We start from the raw sequence: 17049 nt of genomic DNA, 5'->3' as shown, positions 1-17049 counted from the left end.
CCGGCTAGCGGGGGCGGGCCGCCTGCAGCTCCGCCCGTACGGCGGGCGTCAGCACCTGACCGGCCCGCTCGACGAGGAGCGTCATCTGGTAGGCCACCAGGCCCATGTCGCAGTCGGGCGAGGCGAGCACCGCCAGACACGATCCATCACTGATCGACATGATCATCAAAAGGCCGCGCTGCATCTCGATCACCGTCTGGGTGACCATGCCGCCCTCGAAGACGCGGGCCGCGCCCTGGGTCAAGCTGATCACACCGGAGGCGACCGCGGCGAGCTGGTCGGCCCGGTCCTTGGGGAACCCCTCGGAGAAGGCCAGCGGCAGACCGTCCGACGACACGACAACAGTGTGCGCGACACCGGGCACGTTGTTGACGAAATCGGTGATCAGCCAGCTGATGCCACGCGCTCCCTGGCTCAGTTCTCTCATTCCTTCTCCTTCAGATCCTCACGGCCCTGCCGTACACCCTGCTGGAAGCTGGAGAGCCTGCTGCGCAGGCGCTCGGGTGAGATCGGCGGTGCCGGTGACGTCATTGGGGGCTCGGCGGAGCCCGCCGTGCCCGGCACCAGGTTGGCCTTGGGCACGCGCCGCGGCAGTCCGGAGGCGGTGGTGCCGCCCCTGGCGGGCTCGGCGGCGGCCTGCGCGGCCTGGAAACCGCTGTCGGCGGGGGAGGTCCAGGAAGCACCGGCGCCGGACTGTCCCGGCCGGCGCTGCGGCAGACCGGACTTGCCGACGCCACCCGCCTGTCCGGACCCGTCCGCACCCGCGCCACCGGCACCGGGGCCGGCACCGGGTCCACCGGAACCCGCACCGGGCCCACCGGCACCCGGACCACCGGCGCCGGGACCACCCGCGCCAGGACCCGCATGGCCGGAGCCCGCACCCGCATAGCCGGGGCCCGCGTGACCAGAACCCGCGTGACCGGAGCCTCCGTAGCCTGAGCCCGCGTTGCCGGGGCCGCCATAGCCGGAACCCGCATCGCCGGGGCCCGCCTGACCGGCGCCACCGTGACCTGCGCCACCGTGGCCGGTGCCAGGGACGCCCGCGCCCGCGTAGTCCGAGCCAGGGGAGCCCGCGTAGTCCGAGCCATGCGCGCCGGAGGGACCGCCGGGGCCCGTGTAGCCGGGCTGGCCGCCTGAGCCGCCCTGACCGGCGCCCGCGTAGCCGCCCTGGGAGTCCGCGTGACCGCCGGGGCCGGCGTGACCCGCGCCCTGGCCGTAACCCGGGCCCTGGCCGTAACCGGAGACCGGCGGAGGTCCGTCGGCCGAGATGACCGGGTGGGGCATGGTCGGGGGCGAGTCGGCCTCGAAGGAGTCGTAGGCGGGGCTGTTGCCGACGGCGCCGAACGCGCCCGTCCCCGGACCGCTGAAGCCGTCGGAGGCAGAACCCGGAGCTCCGGTGTACCCGCCCTGTCCCACCGGTCCGAACGCGCCGGTCGAAGGACCGGGCAGCTCGGGATCGGCGGGCGGCTCCTGGGCCTTCAGCGGGTCGGGCTCGGGCCGGCGGAACCAGTCGGAGCCCACCGACGAGAAGATCGGCAGGAAGTCCTCTCCCTCGGACTCCATGGGCGAGCTGTCGACCACGGGCAGCGGCCCGGTGAGGTCCTGCGAGGCGTAGTCGGTGTTGTAGGGCGTGAACAGCCCGTTGCCCGAGCCGTTGCCGTTGGGGGTCGAGGAGGCGACCGACGGCCAGTTCGACTCTTCGCCGAAGGACGGCCACCGCTGATCGACCTCAAGCGGCGGCGGCTCCTCCGCGAAGGAGGGCCAGCGCTGGTCGGCCGCGAGCGGCGGCGGCTGCTCGGCGAACGACGGCCAGCTCGCCTCGGGCGACTGCTCGGCGAAAGGCGACTCGCCGGCGAAGGGTGCCTGACCGGCGAAGGGCTGGCCGGCCGAAGGCTGCTGGTCGGTGAAGGGCTGCTGGTCGGCGAAAGGCTGTTGCTCACCGAAGGGCGGCTGCTCACCGAAGGCGGCGGGCGCCTGGTCGCCGGGCGCGTCCGCGTAAGGCGGCTGACCGGATGGGGACGGCTCCTCGCCGTACGGTGTCCAGCCGCCCGTGTCCGGCACCGGCATCGAACCCGGCCACTGGGTGTCTGCCAGCGACTCGTGGGCGCGTACCTCGGGAGTGTCGGGGTTGGCGTACGGCGGCGAGCCCAGCATGGCCGGGTCGAAGGTGGTGAAGCTGTCGTACTGCCCGCGCTGCTGCGGCACCATGCCGTTGGCGGCGGCGACGAGCATGTCGGGCAGCATGACCAGCGCGCTGAGCCCGCCGGTCTCCCGCATGCGCAGCTGGACCCGGATGCCGTGGCGCAGGGCCAGGCGGCCGACCACGAACAGGCCCATGCGCCGGGAGACGGACACGTCCACGACGGGCGGGTTGGCCAGGCGCCAGTTGGCCTCGGCCAGTTCGTCGCCGCTCATGCCGATGCCCAGGTCGCTGATGGTGACGACGAAGCCGCCGTCGGCGGGCGCGCTGGTGACGCTGACCCGGCTCTCGCGCGGCGAGAAGGAGATCGCGTTCTCGATCAGCTCGGCGAGCAGGTGGACGGCGTCGGTGACGGCCGGGCCGACGATCTGGATGTCGGACGGGATCTGGATCTGGACCCGCTCGTAGTTCTCGACCTCGGACAGCGAGGCGCGGGCGATGTCGACCAGCGGGACGGGCTCGCTCCACTTGCGCGCGGCCTCCTGGCCGGCGAGGACCAGGAGGTTCTCGCTGTTGCGGCGCATGCGGGTGGCCAGGTGGTCGAGGCGGAAGAGGTTGGCGAGCCGGTTCTCGTCCTCCTCGCCCTGCTCCAGGCCTTCGATGAGCTGCAGCTGGCGCTCGACGAGCGTCTGCGAGCGGCGCGAGAGGTTGACGAACATGGAGTTGACGTTGGCGCGCAGCTTGGCCTCGTCGCCGGCCAGCCGGATCGCCTCGCGGTGGACCTCGTCGAAGGCCCGTGCCACTTCCCCGATCTCGTCTCGGGTGTTGACGCCGACGGAGGGGACCTCTGGCGTGGCGGCGCCGTCGCCGGACTCGCGCAGCACGCGGACGGTCTCCGGCAGCCTGGTCGTGGCCACCTGGAGCGCCTCGGCGCGCAGCCGGCGCAGCGGGCGGACCAGCGAGCCGGCCACGCGGGTGGTGATCACCAGGACGAGGAGCAGCAGCACGAGGATGAGCGCGCCGGAGATGATGGCGTTGCGCTGCTCGGTGTCGCTCAGCTCGCGGGTCTTGGTCACGACGGCCGTGGCGAGGGAGTCCTCCACCTTGCGCATGGCGTTGACGGTCAGCGTGGTGCTGTCGTACCAGAACAGCAGCTCGCGGCGCGGCGTGGCGGTGATGTCGAGGTCGCGGATCTCCTTGTACTCACGCAGCTGGGCCAGGGCGCGCTGACGCATGGCGTCGGCGCGGTCGATGGCCGGGCCCTTGAGGGTGTCGGTGTACAAGGAGGCGTACTTGGCCTGGGCTTCCTGCTCGAAGGTGGCCAGCTCGGCCTGCTGAGCGTTCCAGGAGCCGAGGAAGTCCGACAGGTCGTCGTAGTCCAGCTTCCGCTCGACCAGCGCGACGACCAGGATGACCTGCTGGCGCGAGACCTCTTCCTTGGCCCTCTGGAGGGCGCCGAGTGCGGCCACGTCCTTGAGCAGGATGTCGTCGTCGCCGACCTGGCCGAGCTCGTCCTGGAGGTTCTCCAGGACGTCGATCATCGTCGAGTAGGTCCGGATCGCGGCTCGGGGCGGCACGCTGTCGCCCAGGATCGACTCGCGCAGCCCGTCGAGGCCGGTGAGCCAGCGGCGCATGTTCTCGACTTCCTGCCGCACGCGCGGCGAGTGCGCGTCGTCGATGGCGGCCGTGCTGTCGAGCACCTTGGTCTTGGCGCCGTCCACGACGGCGCGCTGCGTGCGCAGTTGCGCCATCCGGCTGGGCCGCCGCTGGTCGGCGATGTACCAGGCGGTGAGCGCGCGCTCCTTGCCCATCTCGTGGGAGAGCGCGCCGATGCGCTGGACCAGCTCGGCCACCTGGGTGAGCCGCCGGTACTCGGCGCTGGTGCCGATCGCGTTGGCGAGCTGAACACCGGCGAGGAGCACACCAACGATGGTGGGGATGAGGATCAGGGCCACCAACCTAGAGCGCACACGCCAGTTAGCCAGCCGGAACCGTCCGCCTGTGTACTCCCCTGGCGTCGCGTGCCTGGGGTTTTCCGTCCTCACTGACTCTCGCTACCTCTCGCGCTACGTGCTCGAAAAATCTGACACGCGTGCGGCGCATGGGATTCCGCGGGCGTGGGTAATTGGAACACACCCGTACCAGATCGGCCAACCGTGCATTTCCCATCAAACGCGACCAAACGTGTCATTTCGGTCGGTTTCGCCTTCAGCTTTCAGGCCGGCCGGAAGGAGTCCCGCTCGGCCGGGGCAGCGTGTTTGATCATCAGGTGACGGGTCACCGAGTACTCCTGAACGGCCTCCTGGCTCATGTCCTTGCCGAATCCGCTGCCCTTGACGCCGCCGTGTGGGGCCTCGCTGGCGATCGGAAGATGGTCGTTTACCCAGGTCACACCCACGTCCAGGCGATGCGACACCCTCATGGCCCGCGCCACGTCCCGCGACCAGACCGATGAGGCCAGGCCGTAGCGGGTGTCGTTGGCCAGCCGTACCGCATCGTCCTCGTGATCGAACGGAAGCACCACAAGAACCGGACCGAAAAGTTCACCTTGCACGATTTCGCTGTCCTGCGCCACGCCGGTGACGAGCGTCGGCGGGTAGTAGAACCCGGGTCCGTCGATCGGCGCCCCGCCGTGCACCACCTGAGCGCCCGCCCGCTCGACGAAGCCGTGCACCCGCTCCCGATGGGCCGCCGAGACCAGCGGGCCGATGTCCGTGGCCGCGTCCCAGGGGTCGCCTACGGTGATCTTGGCGAGGGTCGCCCGCAGAGCCTCGACCGTGTCGTCGAAGACCGTCCTGGCGACGTAGACGCGGGTGGCGGCGGTGCAGTCCTGGCCGGTGTTGTAGGTGGCGCCCATGGCCACGCCGCGCGCCGCCTCCTCCAGGTCGGCGTCCTCGAACACCAGAGCCGGGGCCTTGCCGCCGAGCTCCAGGTGGACTCGCTTGAGCGTGCGCGCCGCGCCGGTCATGACCGCGCGGCCGGTCTCGGTGGAGCCGGTCACGCTGACCATGTCCACGCCCGGGTCGGTCACCAGCGCCTCGCCCACGGCCCCGTCGCCGAGCACCACCTGCACGAGCCCCTCGGGCGCTCCGGCGCGCGCGAACAGCTCCGCCAGCCGCAGCGTGGAGCGAGGGGTCTGCGGCGCGGGCTTGATGACGACCGCGTTTCCAGCCGCGACCGCAGGCCCCACCTTCCAGACGGCCATGATGAACGGAAAGTTCCACGGCGCGATCGATCCGACCACCCCGACGGGGCGGCGCAGCAGCACCGAGGTGTACCCGGAGCTCAGGACACCGGCGCCGGTGCCGTCCAGCGAGCGGGCGGCGCCGGCGAAGAAGCGCAGGTTGTCGACGGCGAACGGCAGCTCACCGTCGCGGAAGACCGCGGCCGGCTTGCCCGTCTCCTCGACCTCCAGCCTGGTCAGCTCCTCGGCGTCGGCCTCCACGAGGTCGGCCAGGCGCAGCAGCAGCCGCGCCCGTTCGGCCGGCGTGGTCTGCGACCACTCCTCGAAAGCCCGCCGGGCCTTGCGTACGGCTACCGCCACCTCCCCCACCGGAGTGTCGGGAAGGTCGGCGAAGGGCTGCCCGGTGGCCGGGTTGATCAGTTGGCGCATGGGGTTCTTTCCTTGGATGACCCGGTAACGGCCCGGCGGTGCGGGCCGTACCGGCGGACTACTTCAGGCCGAGCTGCTCGATGAGGTCGGCGGCCTTGCGCAGGCCGTCGCGCTCGCGGATCTCCTCGCCGGTGGCGGCCAGTTCGGCGCGTAGCTCGGTGTCGCCGAGCAGGCGCTCCAGGGCGCCCTTCAGCTCCTCGTCGGTGAAGGTGTAGGTCGACAGCCGCACGCCGTAGCCGAGCTCGTCCACGCGCTGGGCGTTGTCGTACTGGTCCCAGAACAGCGGCAAAAGGATCATCGGCTTGCCGAAGTGCAGGGCCTCGACGGTGGTGTTGTTGCCGCCGTGGGTGATCACCAGGTCGCAGAGCGGGATGATCTTCGTCTGGGGCAGGAACTCCGCCCCGTACATGTTGTCGGCCAGCTTGATCTCCTCGTGCAGCGGGCCCTTGGAGACGATGAACTGATGCCGGGTGGTGGCCAGCACGTCGATCACCCGTTGCATGAGCTCCACGTCGGAGGAGCCGAGCGAGCCCAGCGAGAAGTAGACCAGCGCGCCCTCGCCCCGCTGGAAGGGCAGCTCGAAGGCCTCCTCGGTCTCACGCACGGAGGAGTCGAGCCGGTGCCACGACGGGCCCAGCGGGCGGGCGTTGGTGTAGTCGAGCACCTCGGGATACACGTAGAGGTTCAGGTCGCCCTCGTGGATGAAGTCGAGGTCGGGCAGCGGGCTCGTGCCCTGCTCCACGCACCAGGCGTTGAAGGCGGTCCAGATCTCGCGGTGCGTGCGCTCGTACTCGGCGCGGAAGGCGTCCCAGCCGGCGCGGTCGTCGGCGGGCAGGCCGGAGAAGACCGGCGCGATGTTCTCGCCGCGCACCTCCAGCGGGTTGCACGACACGATGCGCGCGAACTTCTTGCCCGCGGTCAGCAGCGCCGGGAAGGTGATCACGTTGTCCTCGACGATGACGTCGGGGTTCACGCGCTCGATAATGGCCTTGAGCTGCGGCTCACAGTACTTGACACCGTCGATGAGGGAGTCCCAGATCGGCTTGGTGACGGTCGCGAGCTGCTCCAGCGTGGTCTTGCGGTACTCCGGCGCGGTCTCGCGGATGAAGTCCTTCCAGAACTGGCCGGGGTCCTGCTCCTCGGCGTCCTCCGCCGGGGGAGCCAGGTCGACCAGGTCCTCCTCGAAGCCGAGCGCTTCGAGCTTGCCCTTCCACGACGCCTCGGCCGCGAAGACGACCCGGTGTCCGCGGCGGCGCAGGATGTCGCCGATGCCGATGCTGTTGTTCGTCGGCCCGTACGCGCTCTCGGGCATGAACAGGATGGTGAGAGCCATGTGGTCACTCCGGGGGGAAACGTCAATCTGAACGGGAATTCAAATACTGATCTAGCGTAAAGGTCAACTTCGCGGCACTATAGTGACGGCTTTGCTGAATCATGGTGCATCGGGGGTGGGCGTGGCCCAGCGCAAGAGTCGCACGGATCGCCGGATCGATCTGATCGAGGCGGCGCGCCGAGCCATCATCCGGCATGGCGTCGACGGAGTGCAGCTCTCGCACGTGGCCGAGGAGGCCGGTCTGACCTCCGGCGCCGTGCTCTACCACTACCCCGACCTCAACGAGCTGCTCGTCGAGGCCCAGCACGCGGGCATGGAGCGCTTCTACGAGCAGCGCCTGCGGCAGATCGCCGCCGTCATGGACCCGGTGGAGAAGCTGGTCATGACGATCCGCTCCGGGTTGCCGACAGGGCCGCTCGACCCGGACGTGCGCCTGCTCAACGAGCTCGGCGGGGCCGCCGGCCGCAACCGGATGTACGGCGTGCTGCTCACCTCGCTCTACGACCGCCAGGTGTCGATGTACCAGTCGATCCTGGACACCGGGGCCGCGCTCGGCGTGTTCACGCTGAGCGCGGACGCGCTGACGATCTCGCGCAACCTGGTGGCCCTGGAGGACGCCTACGGCTACCGCATCACGGCCAGGCACCCGGTGATCGGCCCGGCGGAGGCGGTGGAGCTGATCCTCTCCTACGCGCGCGCGGCGACCGGCAACGACCTCGCTCATTGAACCGCCGGGAGCAGGACCGCGTCCCGCTCCCCCCACTGCAGCCCGACCTCGGCGCCGGGCTTCACCGCGCTGGCGCCCTGCACGGCCACGAGCACGGGCTTGGCCTGGCCGGGCACCTCGACGGAGATGTGCGAGACGCCGCCGTAGAAGCTGACGTCCAGCACGCTGCCCTTGAGCGGGCCGTCCTCGGTCAGTTCCAGCTTCTCCGGCCGTACGGCCAGCAGCGCCGCCGCCCCTTCCGGCACCTGTTCGACGGCCGTGCCGCGCAGGGTGCCGAAGTTCTCGGTGCGCAGGGTGCCGTCGGCGCCGGCCGTACCGGCGAAGAGGTTGTTGGCGCCGACGAAGTCGGCGACGAAGCGGGAGCGGGGGCGCTCGTAGAGCTCGACGGGGCGGTCCACCTGGCGCACGCGGCCGGTGTCGAAGACCGCGATGCGGTCGGCCAGCGACATGGCCTCCTCCTGGTCGTGGGTGACGACCACGAAGGTGATGCCGACCTCGTGCTGCAGCCGCTTGAGCTCCAGTTGCATGTCCGCGCGGACCTTCTTGTCCAGTGCCGACAGGGGCTCGTCGAGCAGGAGCAGCCGGGGGCGCTTGACGATGGCCCTGGCCAGGGCGACGCGCTGGCGCTGGCCACCGGACAGTTGCTGCGGCTTCCTGTTCGCCTGGGCGGACAGGCCGACGGTCTCCAGCACCTCGCCGACGCGCTTCTTGACCTCGCCGCGGGGCAGTTTCTCGCGTTCCAGGCCGTAGGCGACGTTCTTGGCGACGCTCATGTGCGGGAACAGCGCGTAGGACTGGAACATGAGGTTGATCGGCCGCTTGTTGGGCGCCAGCGTGAGCAGGTCGGCGCCGTCGAGCGAGACCGAGCCGCCGTCGGGCGTCTCGAAGCCGGCCAGGATGCGCAGGAGCGTCGTCTTGCCGCAGCCCGAGGGGCCGAGCAGCGCGAAGAACTCGCCCTGGCCGATCTCCAGCGAGACCCCGTCGAGCGCGGTGACCTCGCCGAACCGGCGCGTGATGCCGTCAATCTTGAGCACGTGATTCCCCGATCTTCGTCAGCCGCTGCCCCGCGATCACCGCGGTGAAGCTCACCAGCAGGAGGATCGAGGCCAGGGCGTTGATCTCCGGGGTCACCCCGAATCGGATCATTGAGTAGATGACGATCGGCAACGTCGGGTCGGCGTTGCCGATCGTGAAGAAGGCGATGACGAACTCGTCGAGCGAGAGCGTGAACGCGAGCATCGCGCCGGCCACGATGCCCGGCGCCAGCTGCGGCAACGTCACCTTCATGAACGTGGTCACCGGGCCCGCGCCCAGGTCGCGGCTGGCCTCCTCCAGCGAGACGTCCGCGCCGCTGAGGCGGGTACGCACGACCGCGGCCACGAACGCCATCGAGAAGACCGCGTGCGAGAGGATCACCGAGTGCAGGCCGAGCGACTGCTGGATCGTGACGAAGAACAGCAGCAGGCCGATCGCGAGCACCAGGTCGGGCAGGACGGCCGGCATCAGGGCCACCGCGTCCAGGAGCTTGGAGCGCGTGTGGCGGGCCAGGCCGACGGCCAGCAGGGTGCCGAGCACGGTGGCGATCGCGGTGGAGCCGAGCGCCACGATCAGCGTGTTGACCAGGCCCTTGATGACGCGCTCGTCGCCGGCCAGCTCGCCGTACCACTTGAGGCTGAAACCCTCGAAGGTGTAGGCGGACTCGCCGGAGTTGAAGGACATGACGACAAGGACGGCGATCGGCAGGTAGAGGAAGACGATCGTCGCCCAGAACGGGACGTGCAGCAGCCTGGCCCTACGCACGGCGGGCCGCCCAGGACTGGATCATCAGCAGCACGATGAGCACCGCGATCAGCGCGAGGGCCAGCGTCGAGCCGAACGGCCAGTCGCGCGCCTTGAGGAACTCGGTGCGGATCAGGTTGCCCACCATGATCGACTTGCCGCCGCCCAGCATCTCCGGGATGACGAAGTTGCCGAAGCTCGGCACGAACACGAACAGGCAGCCGGTCAGCACGCCGGGCACCGTCAGCGGCAGCGTCACCTTGCGGAAGGTCGTGAACGCGGAGGCGCCCAGGTTCGCCGAGGCCTCGCGCAACTGCGGGTCGAGCTTCTCGATCGTCGCGAACAGCGGCAGCACCATCAGCGGCAGGTAGGAGTAGAGCAGGCCGACGACGACCGCGCCGTCCTTGTAGAGCAGTTCCATCTGGGTGCCGAGCACCGAGTTCACGATGCCGGGGCCGCTGAGCAGCATGATCCAGGCGTAGACCCGGATGATGAAGTTCGTCCAGAACGGCAGCACGATCGCCACCAGCGCGATCGTCTTCCAGTTACGGGGCAGTCGCGCGATGAAGTACGCCGTCGGGTAGCCGATCAGCAGCGCGATCAGCGTGGTGATCGCGGCGATCTTGAGCGAGTTGCCCAGGACGCCGAGGTAGAGCGGGTCGATCAGCCGGGAGAAGTTCTCGGTGGTGAACTCGTAGACGATGCCGCCGAACCGGCCGCGCTTGAAGACCGTGAAGCTGAGCACCAGCGCCAGCGGCACCAGCAGCAGGACGATCAGGTAGACCAGCCCCGGCGACAAAAAGGAAAAGGCCGCTAGCCGGCGCCCCCTCGCGGAGGACGCCGGCCGGGCCCTGGTCTGGCTCTTCACTGCCTACTTCGCCGTGACCTCGGACGACAGGCGGGTGTACTTGGTGGACGCCTCACCCAGGTCGCGAATGGACTCGCCGTTGAGCAGCTCGGCGGGCTTGATGCCCAGCAGCGAGCCCTCGGGCACCTTCACGGCGTCCATGGCGGCCTTGTTCGGAACCTTGTAGTTGATGTTCTCGGCGGCCCAGCCGTGGATCTTCGGGTCCAGGATGTAGTTGATCAGGGCGTGCGCGGCCTCCTTGTTCTTGGAGGACTTCATGATCACCATGGTGTCCACCCAGAGGTCGCTGCCCTCCTTCGGGACCACGAACTTGATGTTCTTCTTCGCGTCGGTGGTCGGGCACCAGCCGTCCCAGGCCTCGACCATCACGGCCTCGCCGGACTTGAGCTTGTCGCCGAAGGTGGTGTCGTCGTACTGGAGCAGGTGCGGCTTGGCGGCCGTCAGGAGCTCCTTGGCCTTGGCGATCTCGTCGTCCTTGTCGGTGTTGACCGAGTAGCCGAGCGCCTTCAGCGCGGGCAGGGCCAGCCAGCGCTCGGTGGTCATCATCGTGACCTTCTTCTGCGCCCAGGCCGGCGGCTTGAGGATGTCGTTCCAGCTCGTGGGCTCGGCCTTCACCAGGTCGGAGCGGTAGCAGATGCCCGTGGTGCCCCAGGTGTAGGGCACGGAGTACTTGTTGCCCTTGTCGTAGGACAGCTGGGTGGCCTCGGGGTAGAGGTTGCTCAGGTTCGGGATCATCTCGGGGTGGATCGGCTCCAGAAGCCCCTGCTCCCACAGCGCCTGCGCGTACTGGCCGGACACGAACGCCACGTCGATGCCGCCGCTGTCGGCGCCGGCCGTCAGCTTGGTGATCGCCTCTTCGTTGGTGGCGTGCAGATTGATCTTGACGTTGGAGATCTTGAGGTCCTGCTTGACCTTGTCGGGTAGCTCCTTGGGCGTGTAACCGTCCCAGACCGTGACCTGGAGCGACTGCTTGGACAGGTCGGCGTTGGCGTTGAGCTGGGCCGCACTGGCGCTGGGCGCGGCCTGGGCTCCGGTGCTGGTCGACTCACCACCGCCGCACGCTGCGGCGGCGAGCGCGAGGCCGGCAACCGCGACGGCGGCCGGAAGACGACGGGTGAACCGGGTACGGAACACGGTCGCTACTCCTTCAGGAATTCGGGGAAGAGGTCGCGCAACCATCCAGGCACGCCAGACCAGGAGAGGAGTGTTGCAGTAGAAATCAACATGAGCAAGACTTTTCCGGACATTGCCACCTGGAAGTTTGGTCTGCCTGTTGAACTCGGATTCAATATGGGAGCGGTTGCTCTCTGTGGGTGAGAATCCCCTTACCGAACGGGATCACGGCCTCACCGCCGCGCTCCTCGCCGCGCTGGCGTCGGAACCGCCGGCGCCGTTCGCCGTGCGCCGCTTCCAGCCTCTGCCCACTCTGTCGTACGGCGAAGCTGATCAGGGCACCGGGGTGGCGCTTGAACGCGGCTTCGGCGAGCACGTGGACATGACCAACCACTCGGTCGTGGTGGCCGAATCGGTGGTCGTCAAATGGCTCACGCCGCCCGTTCCGCTCCCCCACCCGACGCCCGAGATCTTCGCCCACCTCGTTGACGCCGGCTTCAACGAAACAGCTCCTCCTTACGCGGCCCTGACACGCTCCGACGACAAGTCGGAGCTCCTGCTCGCCCTGGTCACGGGCTACCTTCCGGACGCCAGGGACGGCTGGGAGTGGTGCGTGGACGCCTGCTGTTCAGCCGACACCTCCTTCGCGACGCCGCTCGGCCACCTGGCCGCCAACCTCCACTCCGCGCTGTCCTCCTTCCCCGCGCCCTCCTGCCACGGCTCCGGCCCCGGCAGCGGCCCTGACGGTCGCCCCGGCGGCGGGCAGGGAGGTGGCCAGGACGGCGGCGGGCTGCTGACGCGGGCGCTGGGCGCCTTGGAGGAGGCGCTGACGGTGACCGGCGGGGCGGACGGCGCGTGGCTGGCCGCCCAAGCCGGCAGGATGCGCGCGGAACTGGCCCCGCTCGCCGCCCCGGCGACCGGGCCGCGGATCAGGATCCACGGCGACCTGCACGTGGGACAGATCCTGCGCTGGCGCGACGGCTACGCGGTCATCGACTTCGACGGCAACCCCACGGTGGCCGACGCGGCGCCGTACCAGCCGCCGGCCAGGGACCTCGCGCAACTGACCACGAGCCTGGAGCACGTCGCCCAGGTGGCGATCAAGCGCCGCGGCGTCCCGCCCGGCGAGGCCGCCGGCTGGGTACGGCGGGCCAGGCGCGAGATGCTGGCCGCCTACACCGGCGCCCGCGACCTGCTCGACCCCGCCCTGATCCGGCCGTTCGAGGTCGAGCAGGAGTGCCGCGAGCTGATCTACGCCGCCCGCCACCTGCCCCGCTGGCGCTACGCCCCGATGGGCGTCCTGCACACCTGGTACGACGAGAAAGAGGACCCCGCGTGAACCCCGAGCTGTTCCTGGCCGACCTGGAAGCCAAGCCCGAGTCCCTGGCCAAGCTGGCGGAGTCGCTGTCGGAGGACCCGTTCGCGGCGATCCCCGGCGACGTCGATCGTGTGGTGTTCCTGGGCATGGGCAGCTCCCGCTACGCCGCGGGCGTGGCGGCGCTACGGCTGCGGGCGGCCGGGGTGAACGCGGTGGCCGAGTACGCCTCCGCGCGGACGTCGTTCCCGGCGGCGCGCGGCACGCTCGTGGTGCCGATCTCGGCGACCGGAGGCAGCAGGGAGACCCTGGACGCCGTCGCCCGCTACCGGGGCGGGCAGGCGTTCGTCGCCGCGCTCACCAACGACCCCGGCTCGGCGGTGGCCGAGGGCGCCGACGCGGTCGTGGACATGCTGGCGGGCGAGGAGCGGGGCGGGGTGGCCTGCCGTACGTTCCAGCACACGCTCGCGCTCCTGCTCGCCCTGGAGGCGCGGCTGAGCGGCGGCCACCGCGGCGTGGCCGGGCTGGTCTGGCAGGCGGCCGAGGCCACCGCGGACCTGCTGGACCGCCGCGAGGAGTGGCTGCCGCGGGCCATCGAGCTCCTGGACGGCCCGCACGGCGTCTACACGATCGCCCCCGCCGAGCACCTGTCGTCGGCGGAGCAGTCGGCGCTGATGTTCCGCGAGGGGCCGCGCCGCCCGGCCGACGCGTGCGAGACCGGCGACTGGTCCCACGTGGACGTGTACCTCACCAAGACCCTCGACTACCGCGCCATCCTCTTCCCCGGCTCCGCCTACGACGCGCAGGCGATGGAGTGGGTGGAGCAGCGCGGCTCCACGGTGCTCGCCGTCGGCGCCGGCCTGCCGGGCGCGGCGGCGTCCGTCCGCTACGCGCACGACTCCGACCCTGACGTGGCGCTGCTGACGGAGACGCTGGTCGCCGAACTGGTCGCCGCCCACTGGTGGTCATCCTGACCGCACGACGATCCTGACCGCACGACGGTCGTGACCGCTCTGCGGGTGTGCATTTCTCCGGTACTGCGGCGCGTGCCGTACCGGAGATCAGCTCGTGTGGAAGCGGCGGTGCAGCGCGCGGATCTCGGCGGTCAGCGCGGGGGCGGGGCCGTCGACCACGGCTCCCGGCACCACGGCGCGGATGGGCAGCGTGGCGACCGGCGGCGCGGGCACCCCCAGCTCACCGAGCCACTCGCCCAGCTGCTCCGACGAGGCGGCGTACACGATGCGGCCGAGCCCGACCCAGCCGTGGGCGGCCGCGCACATGGGGCAGTGCTCCCCCGAGGTGTACACGGTGGCCGCCGCCCGCTCCCCCGGCGTCAGGTTGACCGCCGCCCAGCGGGCGATCTCGAACTCCGGGTGCCGGGTGTGGTCGCCGCCCGCCACGTGGTTGTGGTCCTCGAACAGCACCGCGCCCTCGCCGGACACCAGCACGGAGCCGAACGGCTGGTCGCCCTTGTCCAGCGCCAGCGCCGCCAGCTCCACGCAGCGCCGCAGGTGCCGCAGATCCCTGTCATCCATGTCGGCCCATGCTACGCAGCGTCACCGGCTCTGGTGGCGGTAGAAGGGCGTGGGGATCGGGTCGAGCGGCGTGTTGCCGAGGATCAGGTCGGCGGACTTCTCGGCGAGCATCATGACGGGCGCGTAGATGTTGCCGTTCGTCACGTACGGCATGGCCGAGGCGTCGACCACCCTCAGCCCCTCCAGCCCGTGCACCCGCATCGTCTCCGGGTCCAGGACCGACATCTCGTCCACGCCCATCCTGGCGGTGCACGAGGGGTGCAGGGCGGTCTCGCCGTCCTTGCGCACCCAGTCGAGGATCTGCTCGTCGGTCTCGACCTCGGGCCCCGGGGAGATCTCGCCGCCGTTCAGCCCCTCCCAGGCGGGCTGGGCCAGGATGGCGCGGGCGTGGCGGATCGCCTCCACCCACTCCCTGCGGTCCTGGTCGGTGGACAGGTAGTTGAAGCGCAGCTGCGGCTTGACCCGTACGTCCGGCGAGGTGATGCGGACCGAGCCGCGCGCGTCGGAGTACATGGGGCCGATGTGCACCTGGTAGCCGTGCCCGCCGGCCGGGGCCGAGCCGTCGTAGCGGACCGCGATCGGCAGGAAGTGGAACATCAGGTTCGGGTAGGCGACCTCGTCGTTGGAGCGGATGAAGCCGCCGGCCTCGAAGTGGTTGGTGGCACCCGGCCCGCGGCGCAGGAACAGCCAGTTCGCGCCGATGAACGGCCGGCGCCACATGGCCAGCGACGGCTGCATCGAGACCGGCTTCAGGCAGGCGTGCTGGACGTAGACCTCCAGATGGTCCTGCAGGTGCTCGCCGACGCCCGGCAGGTCGTGCACGACGGGCACGCCGGCCTGCTCCAGCACCGCCTCGGGGCCGACGCCGGAGACCTGGAGCAGCTGCGGGGTGTTGATCGCGCCGCCGCAGAGGACGACCTCCTTGGCCGCGATCCGCTCGCCGTCGCAGATGACGCCGACCGCCCTGGTGCCCTCGAAGACGACCTTCTCGACGAACGCCCGGGTGCGGACGGTCAGGTTGGGGCGGCGCCGTACCGGATGGAGGTAGGCGCGGGCGGCGCTCAGGCGGCGGCCGCGGTGGAGGTTGCGGTCGAAGGCGGCGAAACCCTCCTGCCGGAAGCCGTTCACGTCGTCGGTGAGCGGGTGGCCGGCCTCCTGGACCGCGGTGAAGAACGCCTCGAACAGCGGCCCCTCCGCGCGGCCCCGCTCCAGCTTGAGCGGGCCGTCGCCGCCGCGCCACTCGCCGCCGGGGTCGGCCAGGCAGTTCTCCATCTTCTTGAAGTACGGCAGGCAGTGGGCGTAGTCCCAGGACTTCATGCCCGGGTCGGCCGCCCAGCGCTCGTAGTCCAGCGGGTTGCCGCGCTGGAAGATCATGCCGTTGATGCTGCTGGAGCCGCCGAGCACCTTGCCGCGGGCGTGGTAGACGCGGCGGTCGTTCATGTGCGGCTCGGGCTCGGACTCGTACTTCCAGTCGTAGAAGCGGCTGCCGATGGGGAACATGAGCGCCGCCGGCATGTGGATGAACACGTCCCACGGGTAGTCGGGCCGGCCCGCCTCCAGCACCAGCACGCTGACCGAGGGGTCGGCGCTGAGCCGGTTGGCGAGCGCGCAGCCCGCCGACCCCCCTCCCACGATGACGAAGTCGTAGCTCACCTGGGGATCCAGTCCTTCCACACGATCTTGTTCTCGTCGACCCACTTCTTGGCGGCCTGCTCGGCGCTCATCTTCTCGTTGACCATGTCGCTGGCGACCTTGTTCTGGTGGTCGTTGGTCCAGCTGAAGTTGCGGACCAGCTCGTAGGCCTTGCCGCCGGTGCGGGCGAAGTCCGCGCTGACGATCTTGTCCAGGAGGTAGGGCGGATAGTCGCAGGCCACCGTCTCGGTGTCGGCGTCGCACCCGATCGCGTACGCCGGCAGGTTGATCTTGACGAGTTTGATCTTGGTGAACAGCCACTGGGGTTCGTAGAAATACATCAGCAGCGGCTTCTTCTTCGCGGTCGCCTGCTGGGCCGCCTTGATGAGCGCGTCTTCGCTGCCGGAGTAGACGACCTTGAAATTGAGGCCGAGGTTGCGGATGATCGCCTCGTCGTTCGTGACGAAGGTCGGATCGCCCGCCAAGAACTGCCCGGCATTTCCAGACTTGCTGGTCTTGAAGAGCGCGGCGTACTTGTTCAAATTTCTATAATTGGTGATGTCTGGATATCTCCTGACCATCCACTCAGGGACATACCATCCGATCACCCCTTTGTTCCCCGTCAAACCGGCGGGGACTGCCGCCTTCTTCTCCTCGATCCACTCCTTCTTCTCCGCGGGGTGGCCCCAATTCTCGACGATCACGTCCACCTTGCCGGCGGCGAAATCGGGCCACGACTTGTCCTCTGTGATCTTTCGCGTCTGCACCTTGTAGCCGAGCTCGTGCTCCAGCAGATAGGCCAGCACGCCCGCGGTCGCCTCGTACCCGACCCAGGCGTGCATGTCGATCTTCACGGTGCCCTGCGTGCCGGGGGCGGCCTTGGGCTCCTCACCGGTGCAGGCGGACAGCAGCAGGACCGCGACCAGCAGCCCCGCGATCGGTTTGATTGGCATCACAGGTCCTCGTGGCCGCGGCCCGCGACGGGCCGCGGCCT

14 protein-coding genes are annotated in these 17049 nt (G+C 69.9%); 3 read left to right on the top strand and 11 right to left on the bottom strand.

Annotated elements, in window-relative coordinates; all coding sequences use genetic code 11:
* Positions 1–4: 4 nt before the first annotated feature.
* From ACIBHY_RS13220 to ACIBHY_RS13205, 4 genes are all read right to left on the bottom strand, one after another.
* Complete coding sequence (locus ACIBHY_RS13220) at positions 5–427, bottom strand: roadblock/LC7 domain-containing protein (RefSeq protein WP_157250067.1); 423 nt, start codon at positions 425–427, stop codon at positions 5–7.
* A complete protein-coding gene (locus ACIBHY_RS13215; RefSeq protein ID WP_397306763.1) occupies positions 424–4062 on the bottom strand; it encodes a nitrate- and nitrite sensing domain-containing protein in 3639 nt (1212 codons plus the stop codon). The genes ACIBHY_RS13220 and ACIBHY_RS13215 overlap by 4 nt, the downstream gene beginning before the upstream one ends.
* Before the next feature lie 293 nt (positions 4063–4355).
* Complete coding sequence (locus ACIBHY_RS13210) at positions 4356–5771, bottom strand: aminobutyraldehyde dehydrogenase (protein ID WP_397253743.1); 1416 nt, start codon at positions 5769–5771, stop codon at positions 4356–4358.
* Positions 5772–5811: 40 nt separating this feature from the next.
* The gene (locus ACIBHY_RS13205) at positions 5812–7086 is read right to left on the bottom strand and encodes a glycosyltransferase (protein WP_397306762.1); all 1275 of its coding nucleotides are present in this window, start codon (positions 7084–7086) and stop codon (positions 5812–5814) included.
* A gap of 91 nt (positions 7087–7177) precedes the next feature.
* Between ACIBHY_RS13205 and ACIBHY_RS13200 the strand changes: the two genes are divergently transcribed.
* On the top strand, positions 7178–7813 hold the full coding sequence (locus tag ACIBHY_RS13200; protein ID WP_397095231.1) for a TetR/AcrR family transcriptional regulator: 636 nt from the start codon (positions 7178–7180) through the stop codon (positions 7811–7813).
* Here the strand turns inward: ACIBHY_RS13200 and ACIBHY_RS13195 are convergent.
* From ACIBHY_RS13195 to ACIBHY_RS13180, 4 genes are all read right to left on the bottom strand, one after another.
* Positions 7807–8847, bottom strand: coding sequence for an ABC transporter ATP-binding protein (locus ACIBHY_RS13195; protein WP_397306761.1), 1041 nt, complete (start codon positions 8845–8847; stop codon positions 7807–7809). The two genes, ACIBHY_RS13200 and ACIBHY_RS13195, sit on opposite strands and share 7 nt — an antisense overlap.
* Positions 8834–9613, bottom strand: a complete 780-nt coding sequence (locus tag ACIBHY_RS13190; protein ID WP_397253534.1) for an ABC transporter permease — start codon at positions 9611–9613, stop codon at positions 8834–8836. Before ACIBHY_RS13190 ends, ACIBHY_RS13195 begins: the two co-directional genes overlap by 14 nt.
* Positions 9606–10391 carry an ABC transporter permease gene (locus ACIBHY_RS13185; RefSeq protein ID WP_397306760.1) on the bottom strand — a complete coding sequence of 262 codons (786 nt, stop codon included), beginning with the start codon at positions 10389–10391 and terminating at the stop codon, positions 9606–9608. The genes ACIBHY_RS13190 and ACIBHY_RS13185 overlap by 8 nt, the downstream gene beginning before the upstream one ends.
* Before the next feature lie 72 nt (positions 10392–10463).
* Positions 10464–11594 (bottom strand): spermidine/putrescine ABC transporter substrate-binding protein, encoded by a 1131-nt coding sequence (locus ACIBHY_RS13180; protein ID WP_397253530.1) that lies wholly within the window; start codon positions 11592–11594, stop codon positions 10464–10466.
* Positions 11595–11769: 175 nt separating this feature from the next.
* Here ACIBHY_RS13180 and ACIBHY_RS13175 point away from each other — a divergent pair, with 175 nt between their 5' ends.
* Both ACIBHY_RS13175 and ACIBHY_RS13170 read left to right on the top strand, forming a co-directional pair.
* Positions 11770–12912: a hypothetical protein gene (locus ACIBHY_RS13175; RefSeq protein WP_397306759.1), complete on the top strand. Its 1143-nt coding sequence runs from the start codon at positions 11770–11772 to the stop codon at positions 12910–12912.
* The gene (locus ACIBHY_RS13170) at positions 12909–13862 is read left to right on the top strand and encodes an SIS domain-containing protein (protein ID WP_397253526.1); all 954 of its coding nucleotides are present in this window, start codon (positions 12909–12911) and stop codon (positions 13860–13862) included. Before ACIBHY_RS13175 ends, ACIBHY_RS13170 begins: the two co-directional genes overlap by 4 nt.
* Positions 13863–13949: 87 nt before the next feature.
* Here the strand turns inward: ACIBHY_RS13170 and ACIBHY_RS13165 are convergent, their stop codons facing one another.
* From ACIBHY_RS13165 to ACIBHY_RS13155, 3 genes are read right to left on the bottom strand one after another with little or no spacing between them, the layout of a single operon-like run.
* Positions 13950–14423 carry a nucleoside deaminase gene (locus tag ACIBHY_RS13165; protein ID WP_397306758.1) on the bottom strand — a complete coding sequence of 158 codons (474 nt, stop codon included), beginning with the start codon at positions 14421–14423 and terminating at the stop codon, positions 13950–13952.
* Positions 14424–14444: 21 nt separating this feature from the next.
* The gene (gene betA, locus ACIBHY_RS13160) at positions 14445–16076 is read right to left on the bottom strand and encodes a choline dehydrogenase (RefSeq protein WP_397253522.1); all 1632 of its coding nucleotides are present in this window, start codon (positions 16074–16076) and stop codon (positions 14445–14447) included.
* A complete protein-coding gene (locus ACIBHY_RS13155; protein ID WP_397253520.1) occupies positions 16073–17008 on the bottom strand; it encodes an ABC transporter substrate-binding protein in 936 nt (311 codons plus the stop codon). The genes betA and ACIBHY_RS13155 overlap by 4 nt, the downstream gene beginning before the upstream one ends.
* Positions 17009–17049: the final 41 nt, after the last annotated feature.

It is taken from the genome of Nonomuraea sp. NPDC050547, assembly GCF_044457345.1.
In the GTDB taxonomy this organism is placed as follows: domain Bacteria; phylum Actinomycetota; class Actinomycetes; order Streptosporangiales; family Streptosporangiaceae; genus Nonomuraea.
Note: the sequence above shows the minus strand (reverse complement) of the source record. Positions and strands in the feature narration are given on the sequence as shown.

Bases quoted from the DNA above. Each gene is read 5' to 3' on its own strand.
- ACIBHY_RS13205 (WP_397306762.1), bottom strand. From the start codon at position 7,086: ATGGCTCTCACCATCCTGTTCATGCCCGAGAGCGCGTACGGGCCGACG.
- ACIBHY_RS13165 (WP_397306758.1), bottom strand. From the start codon at position 14,423: ATGGATGACAGGGATCTGCGGCACCTGCGGCGCTGCGTGGAGCTGGCG.
- ACIBHY_RS13155 (WP_397253520.1), bottom strand. From the start codon at position 17,008: ATGCCAATCAAACCGATCGCGGGGCTGCTGGTCGCGGTCCTGCTGCTG.
- ACIBHY_RS13220 (WP_157250067.1), bottom strand. From the start codon at position 427: ATGAGAGAACTGAGCCAGGGAGCGCGTGGCATCAGCTGGCTGATCACC.